Consider the following 13,731-nt stretch of genomic DNA (forward strand, 5'->3'; position numbering starts at 1 on the left):
CTCCCCGGTCAGCCGGTCAGCCTGCCGTGGCGCGGTTGAGGCGGACGGACGACCAGAAGGCCGCGCCGATGAGGGTGACCCCGATCAGCCCGGTCACGACGTCGTTCACCGCGTAGCGGATGCTGACGAGCAGGACGGCCGCGAGGGCGCCGATCGCGTAGTGCGCGCCGTGCTCCAGGTACACGTAGTCGTCCAGGGTGCCCTGGCGCACCAGGTACACGGTGAGCGACCGGACGTACATGGCGCCGATGCCGAGACCCAGCGCCATCAGCACGATGTCGTTGGTGACGGCGAACGCGCCGATCACCCCGTCGAAGGAGAAGGACGCGTCCAGCACCTCGAGGTAGAGGAAGGTGAAGAAGGCGGCACGGCCGGCCAGCGCGAGGCCCGGGCGACCGCTCGTGGCCTCGCCGCCTTCCTCGCCGCCCTCGCCGCCGGCCAGCCTGGCCTCGAAGAAGCCGGACAGTCCGTGCACCACCAGATAGGTGACGAGTCCCGCGACCCCCGAGACCAGCACGGTCTGCGCCTTGTCGGCGTGGTGCCCGCCGTGCTGGTGGGCCTGGGTGGCGAACGTCATCGCGGTCACCAGGAGCACGACGAGGGCCACGCACACCGACAGCATGTCGATCCGGCCGAGCCGCGCCAGGGGCCGCTCCACCCGGCCGAGCCACTTGGTCTCCCGTTCCTCCAGGATGAAGTCGAGGAAGATCATCAGCAGGAACATGCCGCCGAACGCCGCGATCGACGGATGCGCGTCGGTGACCAGCTCCTGATAGCGCTCCTTGTCCGTGAGCGCCAGACGCACGGCTTCGTGCGGGGCCAGCCGCGCGCTGACGGACACGATGACCACCGGGAACAGCAGCCGCATGCCGAACACGGCGATGAGGATGCCGACGGTGAGGAAGATCCGCTGCCAGAAGGCGTTCAGCTTCTTCAGGATGCCCGCGTTGATGACCGCGTTGTCGAAGGACAGCGAGATCTCCAGCACGGCGAGGATGGCGACGATGCCGAGCGCCGTCCACCCGTCGTACAGCACCCCGCCCACCAGCCCGACGGCCGTCACGGCGAACGCCCACCGGAAGGTCTTCCACAGCACCCGGCACTCTCCCTTCACCCCCGCCCCCGATCGGACGACGGATTCGGCTCCAGTGCCCCTTCCCCCACCTTCCGTAACGCGCGGACCCCGCACATCCACCGATCACCGGTACGCCGTCACACGCCCGAAGCCGCATCCCACCTCGGGGAGCACGGCCCTGCCGTCAGCGCCCCCTCCGCCGTGCCAGCCGGCGGAACGCCCGTGCGCTGCCCGTCGGCGTGGGCAGCCGGCCCGCGACCGCGTCGTCGAGCAGGGAGCCGACCGTCTCCGTCGCGCAGACGCGGTTGGCGCCGATGCCGCCGGAGGCGCCGCGCTTGATCCAGCCGACGACGTAGGCGCCCGGGCGGCCGGTCACCCTTCCCCGGTCGTGGGGCACCGTGCCCGTGGACTCGTCGAACGGGAGCCCGGCCGGCGGCGTCCCGCGATGGCCCACCGCCCTGAGGGCCAGGCCGGCCGGGATCTCCACCTCGCCCGCCGTGCCGGTGACCCGTACCGCGCGGACCGATTCCTCCCCGCACACCTCGGCGGGCGCGGACAGGAAGCGGAACACGATGCGGCGCGGGCCGTCCGCCGTCGGCGGCAGGGACCAGTCGACGGCCTCCCGCCGTACGTCCTTCAGCGCCGCCGCCTTGTCCCGCGCCGCCGCCTCGTCGATCGCCGAGCCCACGGCCGGGTCGTGATCGTCGACGATCAGGTTCACACCGGGCAGATGCTTCAGGGCGAGCAACTCCGTGCGTGTGTACGCCGCGTGCTCCGGGCCGCGCCGCCCCAGCACCACCACCTCGCGCACCTTGCCGCGCCGCAGCTCCGCCAGCGCGTGGGCGGCGATCGGCGTCCCTCGGAGCGCCGACGGGTCGGACACCAGCAGGCGCGCGGCGTCCAGCGCGACATTGCCGTTGCCCACCACGACGACCCGGTCCGCCGACAGGTCGAAGGCGTCCGGGGCGACGTCGGGGTGCCCGTTGCACCAGGCGACGAACTCGGTCGCGGCGGCGCTGCCCGGCCGGTCCTCGCCCGGCACGCCGAGCCGCCGGGCCTCCTGCGCGCCGACGGCGTAGATCACCGCGTCGTGGTGGGCGGCGAGTTCGTCCGCCGTGACGCCTCCGCCCACCTCCAGGCCCAGACAGAGCCGGACCCGCGGATGGGTGAGGAAGCGGGCGAAGCTCTCGCCGGCCTTCTTCGTGGACGGGTGGTCGGGCGCGACCCCGTACCGGACCAGACCGCCGGCGACCGGCAGCCGGTCGATCAGCGTCACCTCGGCAGGGGTGTGCAGCAGCAGGTCCCGCGCCGCGTACATCCCGGCCGGTCCTGTGCCCACGACCGCGACCCTGAGCGGTCCGAAGTCCGGCGGCAGCACCCGGTCGAACGACGGCGCGCCCCAGTCGTGGAACACCGGCCCGCGGACGGGCTGTTCGGGCCGGTGCTCCTCGGTCTCGTAGTAGGCCGCGTTGATGCGGGCGTACTCCCGCTGCCCGCCGGTCAGCCGCTCGACCGGGAGGACGGCGTCCACGGGGCAGGCGTCCGCGCAGGCGCCGCAGTCGATGCAGCTCTTCGGGTCGATGTGCAGCATCTCCGTGCTGCCGAAGGCGCGTTCCTCCGGCGTCGGATGGATGCAGTTGACCGGGCAGACGGACACACAGGTGGCGTCGCTGCAGCAGGTCTGGGTGATCGCGAAGGCCATGGTCGTCCGCTCCGCTGAGGGCCCGGGGTGGGGCAGGCTGTACGTGGTCAGATGAGGTGGGCGCGCCGGTAGAAGAAGAGCGCGGGCCGGGTGAGCAGTCCGACGGAGGACAGGAACTCCATCAGGCCCGAACAGCTCGCCCGCACCATGGACTTGTGGTGCTCGTTGGCGCGGGCCTCGCGCAGCGCGCGCTTCCCGTCCAGCCCGGCGTTCGCGTACACCTCGCGGTTCACCATGCTGGTGACGATGACGTACGCGGCGATCGCGATCATCACCGCGTGGATGCGGCGGCGTACGCGCCCCGCACGGGCGAGGTGCTTCCGCGTCTCCTCGCGCGCGAACATCATGTGCCGCGACTCCTCGACGACATGGATGTTGTTGATGGTGCGGACGAACGGGACGACCCGTTCGTCGCGCATCCAGTCGCGCTGCATGACGTCGAGGACCTCCTCGGCGACCAGGATCGCCGCGTAGGCGGCCTCGCCGAAGGCGGTGGTCTTGAACAGCCGGCCCAGCTCGACCGCGACCCGGTGCGGGCGGTAGGCGGGGGCGCCGAGCTTCTTCGCGCCGCGGGCGAACATGATCGAGTGCCGGCACTCGTCGGCGATCTCGGTCAGCGCCCACTGGAACGTCTCGTCCGTGGGGTCCTTGGAGTAGATGTCCCGCAGGATCATCTGCTGGAGGATCATCTCGAACCAGATGCCGGTGCAGGCGACCGACGCCGCCTCCTGCCGTGTCAGCTCCTTGCGCTGCGCGTCGCTCATCTCCTCCCAGTACGCGGTGCCGTAGAGGGTGCTCCACTCCGGGCTGGCGCCGTGGAAGTCCTTGTCCAGCGGGGTGTCCCAGTCGACCTCGGTGAGCGGGTCGTAGGAGAGCTGCGCGGACGAGTCGAGCAGCCGACGGGCCACGTCGACGTCGTCGTCCGACGGCTGATCCGGGTGCTGTGCCCGGGAGGTGGTCAGGGCCATGCCGGGGCCTCCTCGAGTCGAGTCCGTACGCCATTACCACGGGTAACCGGCCCGCTTGCTGACGAACTGTATAGCAAGACCTTCTGCGTTCCCACCCCTGTGCCCGTCAAGCTCATGTGAAGGCCCGCACGGCGTGTTCACCGTGCGGGCCGGGGCGGGGCGTGACGTGCTGTGCGGCGGCTCAGAGGCCGGTGACCTTGCTGCTCGCCGACACCTCGTGGACGAGGGTGAGCGTGCGGTGGCCGCCCGGGGGGAGCTTCACGTCCCAGCGGGCGATGCCGTCCGCGTCCACCGAGTCCGGCGCGGGGGAGCACGCGTCCTCCCGCAGACGCACCTCCACCGCCGAGACCTCGGACACCGGGACGCGCTCCCGGACGACGACCACCCGGTCGTCCCGCTCGTCCGGCGCGGAGAACCGCGACAGATGCAGCCGGACGGTCCGGGTGAGCACGGTCCGCTGGGTCAGACCCGCGGTGTCACGGGTCTCCTCCGTCTCCCGTACGACCCGGTGGTCGTCCCGGCTGCCGAAGGCCAGCTCGACCACGGCCCCCGGGGCGGTGAACTCCAGCGTGCCGCGCCCGACGAACCCGCTGCCGCGGATCAGGTCCACCGGCCCCGCCAGCAGCGCGTGCCCGGACCGGTTGTCGCCCCGCACCACCTGCGTGACCAGCGGCGACAGCTCAGGCGCGCAGGCGTACTCACTGCGCGCGGCCGTGGTGAAGGACGACACCGGCACCCGGTGGGCGCGCCCGTCGGCCGGCACGGAGACCGGGCCGGGGGCGTGCAGCACGCGGACCTCGCCGCCGTCGTCCACCCCCGGCAGCCCGAGCACGGGAGCGGGACCCAGGTCCGCGATCTCCTCCTCCCGCAGGTCCACATGGACGGTGCGGCGCTCCTCGGGGGAGCGGTCGCGAAGCGTCAGCCGGTCCTCGCCGAGCACCGGCGGCTCCGTGGCCGCCGAGGAACGCGCCGTGGACAGCGTCAGCCGTACGCCGGACCAGTCCTCGCCGGTGCGCTGCCAGACCACCGCCTCCGTCTCCAGGGTGAGCGCGTCCCCGTCCAGCGTGGCCCGGTATGCTGGCCGCCACAGCGCGCACGGCGTGAGGTGGCTCAGCCGCAGCTCCGCCGTTCCCTCGCCCGAGGCCTCCACGGTCAGCTCGACATGCCCGACCAGCTCGGCGGGCTCCGTCTCGGCGTCGGCGAGGGCCTGCTCGGCCTCGCGCAGCTCGCCGGACAGGGCCTCCAGCCGCGCCGCCACCTCGCCCAGCCGCTCGGCCTGGTGCTCACGCTCCCCGTCGACGCGGTCCAGCTCCCGGGCCCAGCGGTCCGGTTCGGCCTCGCCGAACCCGGCGCCCTCACCGATCTCCCGCAGCAGATCGGCGGCGAGCCGGCCCAGCGTGTCCCCGCGCGCCGCCAGCCGCTCCCGGCGCTGCTCCAGCACCAGCCGCTCCTCCTCCAGCGAGGTCACGCGGCGGCGCAGCGGCGAGTCGTCGTCGGCGGGGCCGGGCCCGCGCGGCGTCCACGCGCGCACGATCCGCACGTCGAGCACGGTCGCCGGGAAACCGGCGGTCAGCTCGGCGTGCAGGGTCCGGTCGACGGCCGGCGCGGCGACCGGACCGAGTCGCACCTGCTGCGTCCCGGGCCGCAGTTCGAGCGTCGCGGTGCGTTCGACGTGGGCGCGGTCCTCGGTGCAGGTGACGGCGGTGACGGGGAGGGGGACCGGGGCGACCGGCTCCGATGACGGTGACGTGGACATGAGTGTGTCAGCTCCTGCGGTTGCCGCCGGTCAGGGCCTTGCCAGCCGGGATCCTGATCTCGTAGCCGCCGTCGAGGGCGACGGTGCCGCCGGCCGGCAGGTCGACCCGCCAGATCCGGGTGCCCGGGGCGTGCCGCTCCCGGTCCGCGGTGTCCTCGGGCTCGGCCCAGCCGGCCCGTTCCTCGATCCGTACGTCCGCCTCCGAGGTGACCGGCACCCGCTCGCGCACCTCCACACGGACCGCCGCCGGGAGCCGGTTGGCCAGCTCCACGTGGACGCGGTGGTCGAGCACGGTGACGTTGTTGCGCAGGCCCGCCGTCGACTCGGTGAGGTGTGTCCGCCGGGTGACGCCGATGGCCTCCGCCGGCCCCAGTCCGAGGCGGCGCACACCGCCCGGCGCGAGGGTGGGCAGGGCGGCGGTGAGCTGGTACTCCCCGTCGACGCTCACCTCGACCGGGCCGGCCGGCAGCGCCTGACCGGTCGCGTTGGACAGCACCAGCGTCGCGTACACGGTCTGCTCCACCGCCGGCACGCAGACGTACTCGGTGCGCAGCCCCACCGCGATCTCGCCGACGGTGACGGTGTGCCAGGTGCCGTCCGAGGGGATGCCGGCGGGCGCCGCGGCGTCGTAACGGTGGTCGAACGAGCCCGCCGACTCGCGGGGCCGCACGGCGTGCCCGGGCAGCGGCAGCGCGGCGGGCTTCTCGGCGCGCCGACGGTACTCGGCGGTCACCGGGTCGAAGCCCGCGCCGGGGAAGAGCCGGCCCCGGCGGTCCCGCGGCTCGTCCGGACCGCTCAACACGAGACTCGCGTAGTCGAGTTCGGCCTCGTCCGGCCGGGGCGGACCCGGGACGGACGGGGGTGGTGCGAACGGGGCGGCGCCCGTGGTCTCCGGCGCCGCCGCGTGGACCCCTCCGCCCGCACGGGGTGCGGCGGCCGCGCGGGGACCGGAACCGGGAGGGATCCGGGGCCGCGACCGGTCCGGGCCGGGAACGGAGCCCGGCGCGGCCGGACCGCCGAACCCCTGGGGAGGCGCGCCGTACGCGACGCCGCCGGGCGCGGGCAGCGCGGAGGGCGCCGGCGGGGGCGGGGGAGGGGGCGGAGCGCCGTGGGCGGCGCCGACCGTGACCGGGGTGTCCCCGCCGGGACCGCCCGCGACCCACCCGCCCGCCCCCGTCCTCGCGGAAACCGCGGGTTCCGGCCGAGGACCCGCCGCGTCGTACCCGGCGAACAGGCCGGTCAGCCCCGCCGGGGGCTCCCGCCAGCCGGACGGGGCCGGCGCGGGCTGGCTGCGGCCGATCCGCACCGACCTCAGCCGTGGCAGATCGGTACGGCGCCGCAGATCGGCCGTGGCGAAGGCGATCCGCACACCCGTCCAGTCCTCCCCGGACCGCTGGGCGACCGAGGCGCGCAGCACCAGCCGTCCGCTGTCCTCACCCTGACGGTGCGTGAGGCGGTACGTCGGCACCCAGACGGCGCCGGGCACCCCGTACTCGATCTCGGCCTCCGCCTCCGCCCCGGCCGCGCCGCGCAGGGTCAGCACCGCCGTGTACGAGGAGGCGACCCCGGACGCCGGCGCGTCGGTGCTCGCGCGGGCCAGCCGGTCGTGCGCCACATCCATCTCGTGCTCCAGGCGCCGGAGTTCGTCCTCCAGTTCGCGGAGCCTGTCGTGCAGCACGGTCAGGCGCTCGTCGACGAAGCCGGCCAGCTCCAGCCAGGCGTCCACCGGAGTGCGGCGGTGCGGGTCGTCCCGCTTACGGCCGGGCGGCACCGGGCGCAGCGCGCCGACCTCCTCGATCCGCTTCACCTGCCGGTCCCGCCGGGCCGCGGCGACGCCGTACGCCTCGGCCAGCCGGTCCACCTCACGCCGCGCCTCGTCGACGGCGTCCGCGTCCACGGGCTCCGCGTCGATCTCCGCCCGCGCCTCGGTGACACGCACACCCGGCGCACCGAGGACGCGGGCGCGCAGCGAGTGGGGGTCGAGCGAGCGCGGCAGTCCGGTCACCCGCACCCGTCCGTCCGCCGGGACCGTGCCCCGGGCGACGCGGCGGCACAGCGCGCCCTGCGCGTACACCGTCACCGATTCGAGTGCCGAATCCCACCTCGGTGCCGTCCCAGCCGTCATGTGCTCCCCCGCGCAGCCGTGTTCGTGCCGAGGGCAGCCTACGCGGTGACGGTCCGGTACGGATCACCACACGAGGCACCAGTACGTGCCGTGATGCCCGATCCCGATCCGGCTCTCGCGCGGCACCAGGGCCGGGTCGGGCCGGCCCACGGCCGCCATGGTGCAGGCGGGGTCGCCGACCGTGCCGGCGGCGGACATGCGTCGGGCGGCGTCCGTGGCGGCGGAGGAGGTGTACCAGGCGGTGGTGGGGCCGCCGGTCGGCTGCGGGGTGGCCGAGGGCTTCGGCTCGGTGGCGTGGGTGGGCTTCGCGCTCGGCTTGGCGGTCGGCTTCGTGGTCGGCTTGGTGGTCGCCGCCGTCGTCGGTGCGGGCTCGGGTGTGGCCGCCTTGGTGGGCTGCTGCGGTGCGGGGGAGACCGACGGGTGGACGGTGGGGGTCCGCGTCCCGGTCCCGGGCGGCGGAGGGATGCGTGGTCCGGGGGACGTCGCCGTGGTCCGGGTCGCCCCCGGGTGCGTGGACCGTCCCGCCGGCTCGGGGGCGGCCGACCGGAGCGGGGCTTCGGGTGCCGCGGACCGCCCCGGCGTCCTGGGACCCTCCGGCGCGCCCGTACCCGTGCCCGTCCCACCCGTCGAGGCGGGCGGCGGGGGCACGAGCCCTGGAGCCCGGCCGGACGGCGCGACCCCGGACGTGCCCGCCACCCGCGGAGGCCCGGTGCTCGCCCCGCCGTCCGGCACGGCCGGTCCGGTCCCGGCGCCCTGGTCCGGCACACCCGGCGGCTGCGTCCGCCCCTGCCCGGGCGGCGAGGGCCGGGTCGCCGGACCGCCGCTCGGTTCGGCCGCGCCGCCGGGACGGGACGCCGTCGGCACGGGAGCCCCCGTCCCGCCCGTGGGAGTCGGGCCCGGCGGTGACGTCTCGGTGGTCGGCGTCGGCAGCGGGCCCAGCGTCGGCAGCGTCAGGTCGTTCGAGGCGGACGGCCTGGGGCTCGGCGTGCCGTCGTCCTGTGCCACCCACACCCACACGCCGACGCCGCCCAGGACCAGCACGGCGGCGCCGCCGGCGATCCACGGGGCGCGCCGGGGCGGGCGACGGTGACGATTCATGGTCCCCACTGTCCTATGCACCCCGGCAGGCCGCCCGTCGCGTGGTCCGGCTGCCGTGCCGCCCGTCCGTCCAGTGCGCTCGAACGGGTGACGGACACCGCCGACCGGCCGTCCCGCCCCGGCCGTGCGGAGTACCCCGTTCCCTTACCTCCGAGGTCATCGACCCCGACCCCGGCCCGATGCCACGATCACCGCGTACGAGACGGACACATCCGGGAGGACACCATGACCGCGTACGCCATCGCCCATCTGCGGCCGGCCGCACCGCACCCCGACATCGCGGAGTACATGGAGCGGATCCCCGCCACGCTGGCACCGTTCGGCGGCCGCTTCCTGGTGCACGCCACGCGTCATGAGGTGAAGGAGGGCTCCTGGCCGGGACACGTGGTGATGATCGCCTTCCCCGGGATCACCGAGGCACGGGACTGGTGGGACTCGCCCGCGTACCGGGAGATCGCGCCGCTGCGCTCCCGGCACATCGACGGCGACATCATCCTGATCGACGGCGTCCCCGACGGTTACGACCCCGCCGTCACGGCGGCGGCCCTGCGCGAAGAACTCGGCGCCGGCGACTGACCGCTGGGCAGCCCGGATGCATCCGGTTACGGTGGAGATGTCCCCTTCGCCCGGGGCGTCGCCCCGGAGTATCCGGGAGAGAGACCATGAGTACACAGTTCGAGGTCGTCGTGGACGTCGACCGGCCCATCGACGACGTCTTCGCCTACCTCGCCGACGGGCGGAACGACCCCGAGTTCAGCCCTCGCGTCCTGTCGATGGAGAAGAGCCCCGACGGCGACACCCATGTGGGCACGGTGTTCCACAGCACGGTGAAGGACGCCGGGATGCGCTCCCAACGGGACTTCGAGATCCACGAGTTGACCGCGCCCACCCGTGTGCGCTGGCACGAGGTGTCGCACAACTCCATCACCGCCGAGGAGGGCGGTTACGACCTCGAACCCACACCCGGCGGCGGCACCAGGGTGCGCCTGTTCAACGTGCTCGAAGGGCACGGCGTGGGCAAGATGCTGCTCCCGCTCGCGGCGGGCGCGGCCCGCAGGGACGCCCCCGCCTTCGGCCGCCGTATCAAGGAGGCGGTCGAGGCCTCGGCCTGACTCACCCGCGCGGCCCGCCGAGCCGGCGGCCCCTCCGGCTGACGCGCCCGGCGGGTCTGCGCGGAGCCGCTCGGCCTGCGCGGACTGCGCACAGGGATCAGGAGACCACCACCCAGACCGCCGTCATCAGCAGAAAGGCGCACACCGCCAGCGCCGGAAGTCCCAGGATCGCCGTCACCACGCCCCAGCGCGTCCGTCCGGGCGGAGCCTCCGCGCCGTCCGCCCCTGCCATGCCGCCCTGTGTCGCACGCACGAACTCACCTTCCGGTCACGGGATGACAAGCAGGCTGGACCATGACGCGCCCACCAGTGGCGGACACCGCGTCCCCCGGCCGGCGTAGCGACTCGGCGGCCGGCATGCCGTCACGGTTCCGGGTGGCATAACAGTGGGCCTATGACATCGAGACATACCGCCCCTCAGGTCACCGAGCGCCGTGCCTCCGGAATGCGTGTCCGGGCTGCTCTGATGGTCCTGACCGCCGCGACCGCCCTCGGCACCACCACGACCGAGGCGGCAGCCTCGCCCACGGCCCGCCCCGGAACCGACTGGGACGCCATCGCCCGGTGCGAGTCGAGCGGCAACTGGAAGGCCAACACCGGCAACGGCCACTACGGCGGGCTCCAGTTCTCGCAGTCGAGCTGGGTCGCGGCCGGCGGACTGAAGTACGCGCCGCGGGCCGACCTCGCCACGCGCAAGGAGCAGATCGCCGTGGCCGAACGTCTGGCCCGGATCCAGGGCATGTCCGCGTGGGCGTGCGCCCACGCGGGGCGCTAGGTCCGCGCGGCGCGCGCCGGAAGTGCGGGGCGCGCCGGAAGCCCGGCACCGGCCGTCACGGGACGTCCGGCACCGGCCGTCACACGCCCGGAACCGGGCCGCCTGCCGCCGGATGCTGCGGCGCGGGCTGGAGCGGATGCCGCCCCGCCATCGCCTTGTCGTTCTGAGCCGCCGTCAGTCTGCGGACGAGCAGCAGGGCCAGCACCGCGGCGACGATGTCGAGGACCGACCCCGTCATCAGCCACCCCGCGGCGTCGTGGACCGCCTGCGGGTCGTCCGCGCTGTCGTACTGTGCCGTGGTGAACCGGTCGAAGATGTTCGACGCGATCCACACGCCCCACCAGGCGTTGAGCAGCCCCCGGTGCCGCACCTCGGACGCGTAGGGGTCCGGCTGGCTCGCGCGCAGGACGTCCTGGGCGATGCCGCGCGGGATCCACAGGTTGCCGAACGGGATGAACCAGCCGCCGATCGCCCAGCCCGGCGTGCGGCGCTGTGTGTCGGGCGCGAAGACCTCCGCGTTGTGACGCACCCGGTGGAACCAGATGATGAACAGCGTCGCCGTGCCGAGCAGGCCGAGCAGGTACAGCACGCTGGTCGAGGCGATCGCCGTGTCCGCGCGGTCGACCGCGGCCATGTCGACGTCGCCGGGGCCGCCGGACACCACGTCCCCCCATCACCGACATCATGTACGCCGCCGCACCGAAGTGCAGCACGTCGGCGACGATCACGACGGCCAGCAGCGCGGTCACGGCGTGCGCGAGACCCAGCGGTGAGCGCAGCACCGGAACGGGCCTGGGCACCAGGTGCGCGGGCATGGACGGATGAGCCATGAGGACCCCCCCTGAGAAATGCGGTGGACATGCGGCGGACTCTCCCCAGAAACGCCGCGAGATGATCACAAACGAGTGATCGGCTTCCGGACCCTACCTCATCTCCGACAAGGCGCGTCCATGACTATGCGCCGCCAAGGGTGGCTTGCCGGTCCCCGGCCGCACCTGACCGCGGAAATCGGCTTGCGCCCCACGGGCGTCACGCACCACGGTCCTCCTGACCGCAGGACCACAACCGTTACGGAAGGTACGCCAGGCCATGCACACGCAGGACGTGGACGAGGAACTCGTGGCGGCCGCGACCGAGGTCGCCCGCACCCGCTGCCGGGGCGACAACCACACCATGGCCGCTGCGGCCCGCACCACGGACGGCCGGATCGTCACCGGCGTGAACGCCTACCACTTCACCGGCGGCCCGTGCGCCGAACTGGTCGTCGTCGGCGCCGCCGCAGCCCAGGGCGCCCACGACCTGGAGACGATCGTCGCCGTGGGCGACCGCGACCGCGGAGTCGTCCCTCCGTGCGGTCGCTGCCGCCAGGTCCTCCTTGACTATTTCCCCGCGCTCAAGGTCATCGTCGCCACCCCCGCCGGCCTCCGCGCCCTTCCCGTCACCGGCCTCCTCCCGCACACCTACGTCTGGGCCGACCACCAGCTCGGCACGCCGTCGCAGTCCGAGCCGATGCCGCCGGGGTGAAGACGCGGTATGCGGAACGATCCCGCCGCACACAGGAGTTCGCGCACCCGCTCCGGCTCGGGACCGACGCGCGCCTGCCCGTCCGGCAGGACGACCGTCGGCGCCGTCTCGTTCCCGTCCGCGACCGCCCGTACCGACGCCGCGGCGGCCGGCTCGCGCCGGATGCCGGCCGAGTGCGCCCGCCGCGCGTCCCCGCCCAGCGTGAGGCGCGACCGCCCGCATTAGCGGCATCCCGGCCGCCGGTGGATCACCGGACGCCCGTCCGCGGCGCTCCGGCGCCGGGCCTCCTCCGCGCCGGGGGAGGGCGGGAAGACCAGCGGTGAGTTCGCCGCCGCGAACGCCACGCACACCGACAGGGCCACGGCCGCCGGGACGGTGTTCCCGTCGGCGAGCAGGCCGGCCGCGCCGAGTGCGCCGGCGGTCGTGAGCGAGCAGCAGCGGCAGCAGGCGGCCCCGTACCCTCGCGTGCCCCTACGACGACTCGCGGACGACCAGCTCCGTGGGCAGGGTGACCTGCTGCCTGGGCCCGTCGTTCAGGGTGATGTCGGTGAGGATGCGGGCCATCGTGCGGCCCAGTTCCTCCACCGGCTGGCGCACCGTCGTCAGCGGCGGGTTGGTGTGCCGGGCGAGCACCGAGTCCTCGAAGCCGACCACGGCGACGTCCTCCGGCACCCGGCGCTTCTGCCGGCGCAATTCGGCCAGCGCACCGACCGCCATGAGGTCGGACGCGGCGAACACGGCGTCCAGATCCGGCGCGCGTTCAAGAAGCAAACGCATGGCACGGCCACCGCTGTCCTCGGAGAAGTCCCCTGCCTCCAACAGTAGTTCGTCCGCCGGGACGCCCGCCTCCTGGTGCGCGGCGCGCCACCCCGCGAGGCGGGCGCGGCCCACGTCCATGTCCTGCGGGCCGGTGATCGTCGCGATCCGCCTGCGCCCGCGGCCCAGCAGATGCCGTACGGCCTCGGTGGCGCCGCCGGCGTTGTCGGAGTTGACGTAGCTCAGCTGCTCGCCCGCGTCGCGGCGGCCGGCGAGCACGGTGGGCAGGCCCATCTCTTCCAGGATGCCGGGCAGCCGGTCCTCGGCGTGCACGGAGACCAGCAGCACGCCGTCCACCCGGCGGGTGGCCACCGACTCGGTGAGCTGGTCGCGTTCGGCCTGGTCACGCACCAGCATCAGCTGCAGCTGGGTGCCGCTCTCGGCGAGCGCGCCGCTCACACCGCGGATCAGCGCGGCGAAGAACGGCTCCGAGCCGAGCCGGCTCTCCGACTCCGGGATCACCAGGGCCACGGCGTTGGTGCGGTTGGTGACCAGCCCGCGGGCGACCGAGTTGGGGACGTAGTTCAGTTCTTTGATCGCCGCCAGGACCCGGGCCCGCGCGTCGGCGCTGACCAGGTCGGAGCCGTTGACGACCCGGGAGACCGTGGTGCGACCCACGCCGGCGCGGGCGGCGACGGTTTTGATCGTGGGACGGCGGTTGCCCGTCATGCACTCCCCCCTCAGCGGCCGCGGCGGCGTTCTCTGCCGCGGAGGTGACCTGCGGCAATTCTTGCAGACGCCGACGTCGGCGGAGCACCACCGGGGTCCGGGAGGCGAACG

At 74.2% G+C, this 13,731-nt stretch carries 14 protein-coding genes; 5 read left to right on the forward strand and 9 right to left on the reverse strand.

The features are described from left to right. Positions 1–16: 16 nt before the first annotated feature. From ACP7TJ_RS31295 to ACP7TJ_RS31320, 6 genes are all read right to left on the reverse strand, one after another. The gene (locus ACP7TJ_RS31295; RefSeq protein ID WP_189911376.1) at positions 17–1,096 is read right to left on the reverse strand and encodes a DUF475 domain-containing protein; all 1,080 of its coding nucleotides are present in this window, start codon (positions 1,094–1,096) and stop codon (positions 17–19) included. Between the two features lie 163 nt (positions 1,097–1,259). Further along, entirely contained in the window at positions 1,260–2,777 is a 1,518-nt protein-coding gene (locus ACP7TJ_RS31300) for an FAD-dependent oxidoreductase (RefSeq protein ID WP_427767032.1), read from the reverse strand. A 47-nt stretch (positions 2,778–2,824) separates the two neighbouring features. After that, complete coding sequence (locus ACP7TJ_RS31305; protein WP_167741631.1) at positions 2,825–3,745, reverse strand: AurF N-oxygenase family protein; 921 nt, start codon at positions 3,743–3,745, stop codon at positions 2,825–2,827. Positions 3,746–3,926: 181 nt separating this feature from the next. Further along, the gene (locus ACP7TJ_RS31310; protein WP_427767036.1) at positions 3,927–5,501 is read right to left on the reverse strand and encodes a DUF4139 domain-containing protein; all 1,575 of its coding nucleotides are present in this window, start codon (positions 5,499–5,501) and stop codon (positions 3,927–3,929) included. A gap of 7 nt (positions 5,502–5,508) precedes the next feature. Next, on the reverse strand, positions 5,509–7,581 hold the full coding sequence (locus ACP7TJ_RS31315) for a DUF4139 domain-containing protein (protein ID WP_427767039.1): 2,073 nt from the start codon (positions 7,579–7,581) through the stop codon (positions 5,509–5,511). A 108-nt stretch (positions 7,582–7,689) separates the two neighbouring features. After that, the gene (locus ACP7TJ_RS31320; RefSeq protein WP_255303994.1) at positions 7,690–7,824 is read right to left on the reverse strand and encodes a hypothetical protein; all 135 of its coding nucleotides are present in this window, start codon (positions 7,822–7,824) and stop codon (positions 7,690–7,692) included. Between ACP7TJ_RS31320 and ACP7TJ_RS31325 the strand changes: the two genes are divergently transcribed. The 3 genes from ACP7TJ_RS31325 (at position 7,823) to ACP7TJ_RS31335 (ending at position 9,836) form a co-directional block, all read left to right on the forward strand. Continuing rightward, positions 7,823–8,716 (forward strand): hypothetical protein, encoded by an 894-nt coding sequence (locus ACP7TJ_RS31325; RefSeq protein WP_427767042.1) that lies wholly within the window; start codon positions 7,823–7,825, stop codon positions 8,714–8,716. The two genes, ACP7TJ_RS31320 and ACP7TJ_RS31325, sit on opposite strands and share 2 nt — an antisense overlap. 233 nt (positions 8,717–8,949) lie before the next feature. Continuing rightward, on the forward strand, positions 8,950–9,300 hold the full coding sequence (locus ACP7TJ_RS31330; protein WP_367419600.1) for a DUF1330 domain-containing protein: 351 nt from the start codon (positions 8,950–8,952) through the stop codon (positions 9,298–9,300). Between the two features lie 86 nt (positions 9,301–9,386). Then, complete coding sequence (locus tag ACP7TJ_RS31335) at positions 9,387–9,836, forward strand: SRPBCC family protein (RefSeq protein WP_093768812.1); 450 nt, start codon at positions 9,387–9,389, stop codon at positions 9,834–9,836. A gap of 97 nt (positions 9,837–9,933) precedes the next feature. Here the strand turns inward: ACP7TJ_RS31335 and ACP7TJ_RS31340 are convergent, their stop codons facing one another. Further along, the gene (locus ACP7TJ_RS31340; RefSeq protein ID WP_167741635.1) at positions 9,934–10,089 is read right to left on the reverse strand and encodes a hypothetical protein; all 156 of its coding nucleotides are present in this window, start codon (positions 10,087–10,089) and stop codon (positions 9,934–9,936) included. 141 nt (positions 10,090–10,230) lie between these two features. On the opposite strand from ACP7TJ_RS31340, the gene ACP7TJ_RS31345 reads away from it, so the two are divergent. Then, entirely contained in the window at positions 10,231–10,611 is a 381-nt protein-coding gene (locus ACP7TJ_RS31345; protein WP_266403690.1) for a transglycosylase family protein, read from the forward strand. Positions 10,612–10,690: 79 nt separating this feature from the next. Here ACP7TJ_RS31345 and ACP7TJ_RS31350 read toward each other — a convergent pair whose 3' ends face one another. Further along, positions 10,691–11,272, reverse strand: a complete 582-nt coding sequence (locus tag ACP7TJ_RS31350; protein ID WP_427767047.1) for a DUF4328 domain-containing protein — start codon at positions 11,270–11,272, stop codon at positions 10,691–10,693. Positions 11,273–11,700: 428 nt separating this feature from the next. On the opposite strand from ACP7TJ_RS31350, the gene ACP7TJ_RS31355 reads away from it, so the two are divergent. Next, positions 11,701–12,135 carry a cytidine deaminase gene (locus tag ACP7TJ_RS31355; protein ID WP_401540991.1) on the forward strand — a complete coding sequence of 145 codons (435 nt, stop codon included), beginning with the start codon at positions 11,701–11,703 and terminating at the stop codon, positions 12,133–12,135. 471 nt (positions 12,136–12,606) lie between these two features. On the opposite strand, the gene ACP7TJ_RS31360 is transcribed toward ACP7TJ_RS31355, so the two are convergent. Continuing rightward, on the reverse strand, positions 12,607–13,620 hold the full coding sequence (locus ACP7TJ_RS31360) for a LacI family DNA-binding transcriptional regulator (RefSeq protein ID WP_427767050.1): 1,014 nt from the start codon (positions 13,618–13,620) through the stop codon (positions 12,607–12,609). Between the last annotated feature and the right edge of the window lie 111 nt (positions 13,621–13,731).

Source organism: Streptomyces sp. DSM 41931 (genome assembly GCF_050271085.1).
Lineage (GTDB): Bacteria > Actinomycetota > Actinomycetes > Streptomycetales > Streptomycetaceae > Streptomyces > Streptomyces albogriseolus.

What these genes read in the sequence shown, in the direction of transcription:
- ACP7TJ_RS31300 (WP_427767032.1), bottom strand. Translation starts at nt 2,777, where the DNA reads ATGGCCTTCGCGATCACCCAGACCTGCTGCAGCGACGCCACCTGTGTG.
- ACP7TJ_RS31305 (WP_167741631.1), bottom strand. Translation starts at nt 3,745, where the DNA reads ATGGCCCTGACCACCTCCCGGGCACAGCACCCGGATCAGCCGTCGGAC.
- ACP7TJ_RS31310 (WP_427767036.1), bottom strand. Translation starts at nt 5,501, where the DNA reads ATGTCCACGTCACCGTCATCGGAGCCGGTCGCCCCGGTCCCCCTCCCC.
- ACP7TJ_RS31325 (WP_427767042.1), top strand. Translation starts at nt 7,823, where the DNA reads ATGCGTCGGGCGGCGTCCGTGGCGGCGGAGGAGGTGTACCAGGCGGTG.
- ACP7TJ_RS31320 (WP_255303994.1), bottom strand. Translation starts at nt 7,824, where the DNA reads ATGTCCGCCGCCGGCACGGTCGGCGACCCCGCCTGCACCATGGCGGCC.
- ACP7TJ_RS31330 (WP_367419600.1), top strand. Translation starts at nt 8,950, where the DNA reads ATGACCGCGTACGCCATCGCCCATCTGCGGCCGGCCGCACCGCACCCC.
- ACP7TJ_RS31335 (WP_093768812.1), top strand. Translation starts at nt 9,387, where the DNA reads ATGAGTACACAGTTCGAGGTCGTCGTGGACGTCGACCGGCCCATCGAC.
- ACP7TJ_RS31345 (WP_266403690.1), top strand. Translation starts at nt 10,231, where the DNA reads ATGACATCGAGACATACCGCCCCTCAGGTCACCGAGCGCCGTGCCTCC.
- ACP7TJ_RS31355 (WP_401540991.1), top strand. Translation starts at nt 11,701, where the DNA reads ATGCACACGCAGGACGTGGACGAGGAACTCGTGGCGGCCGCGACCGAG.
- ACP7TJ_RS31360 (WP_427767050.1), bottom strand. Translation starts at nt 13,620, where the DNA reads ATGACGGGCAACCGCCGTCCCACGATCAAAACCGTCGCCGCCCGCGCC.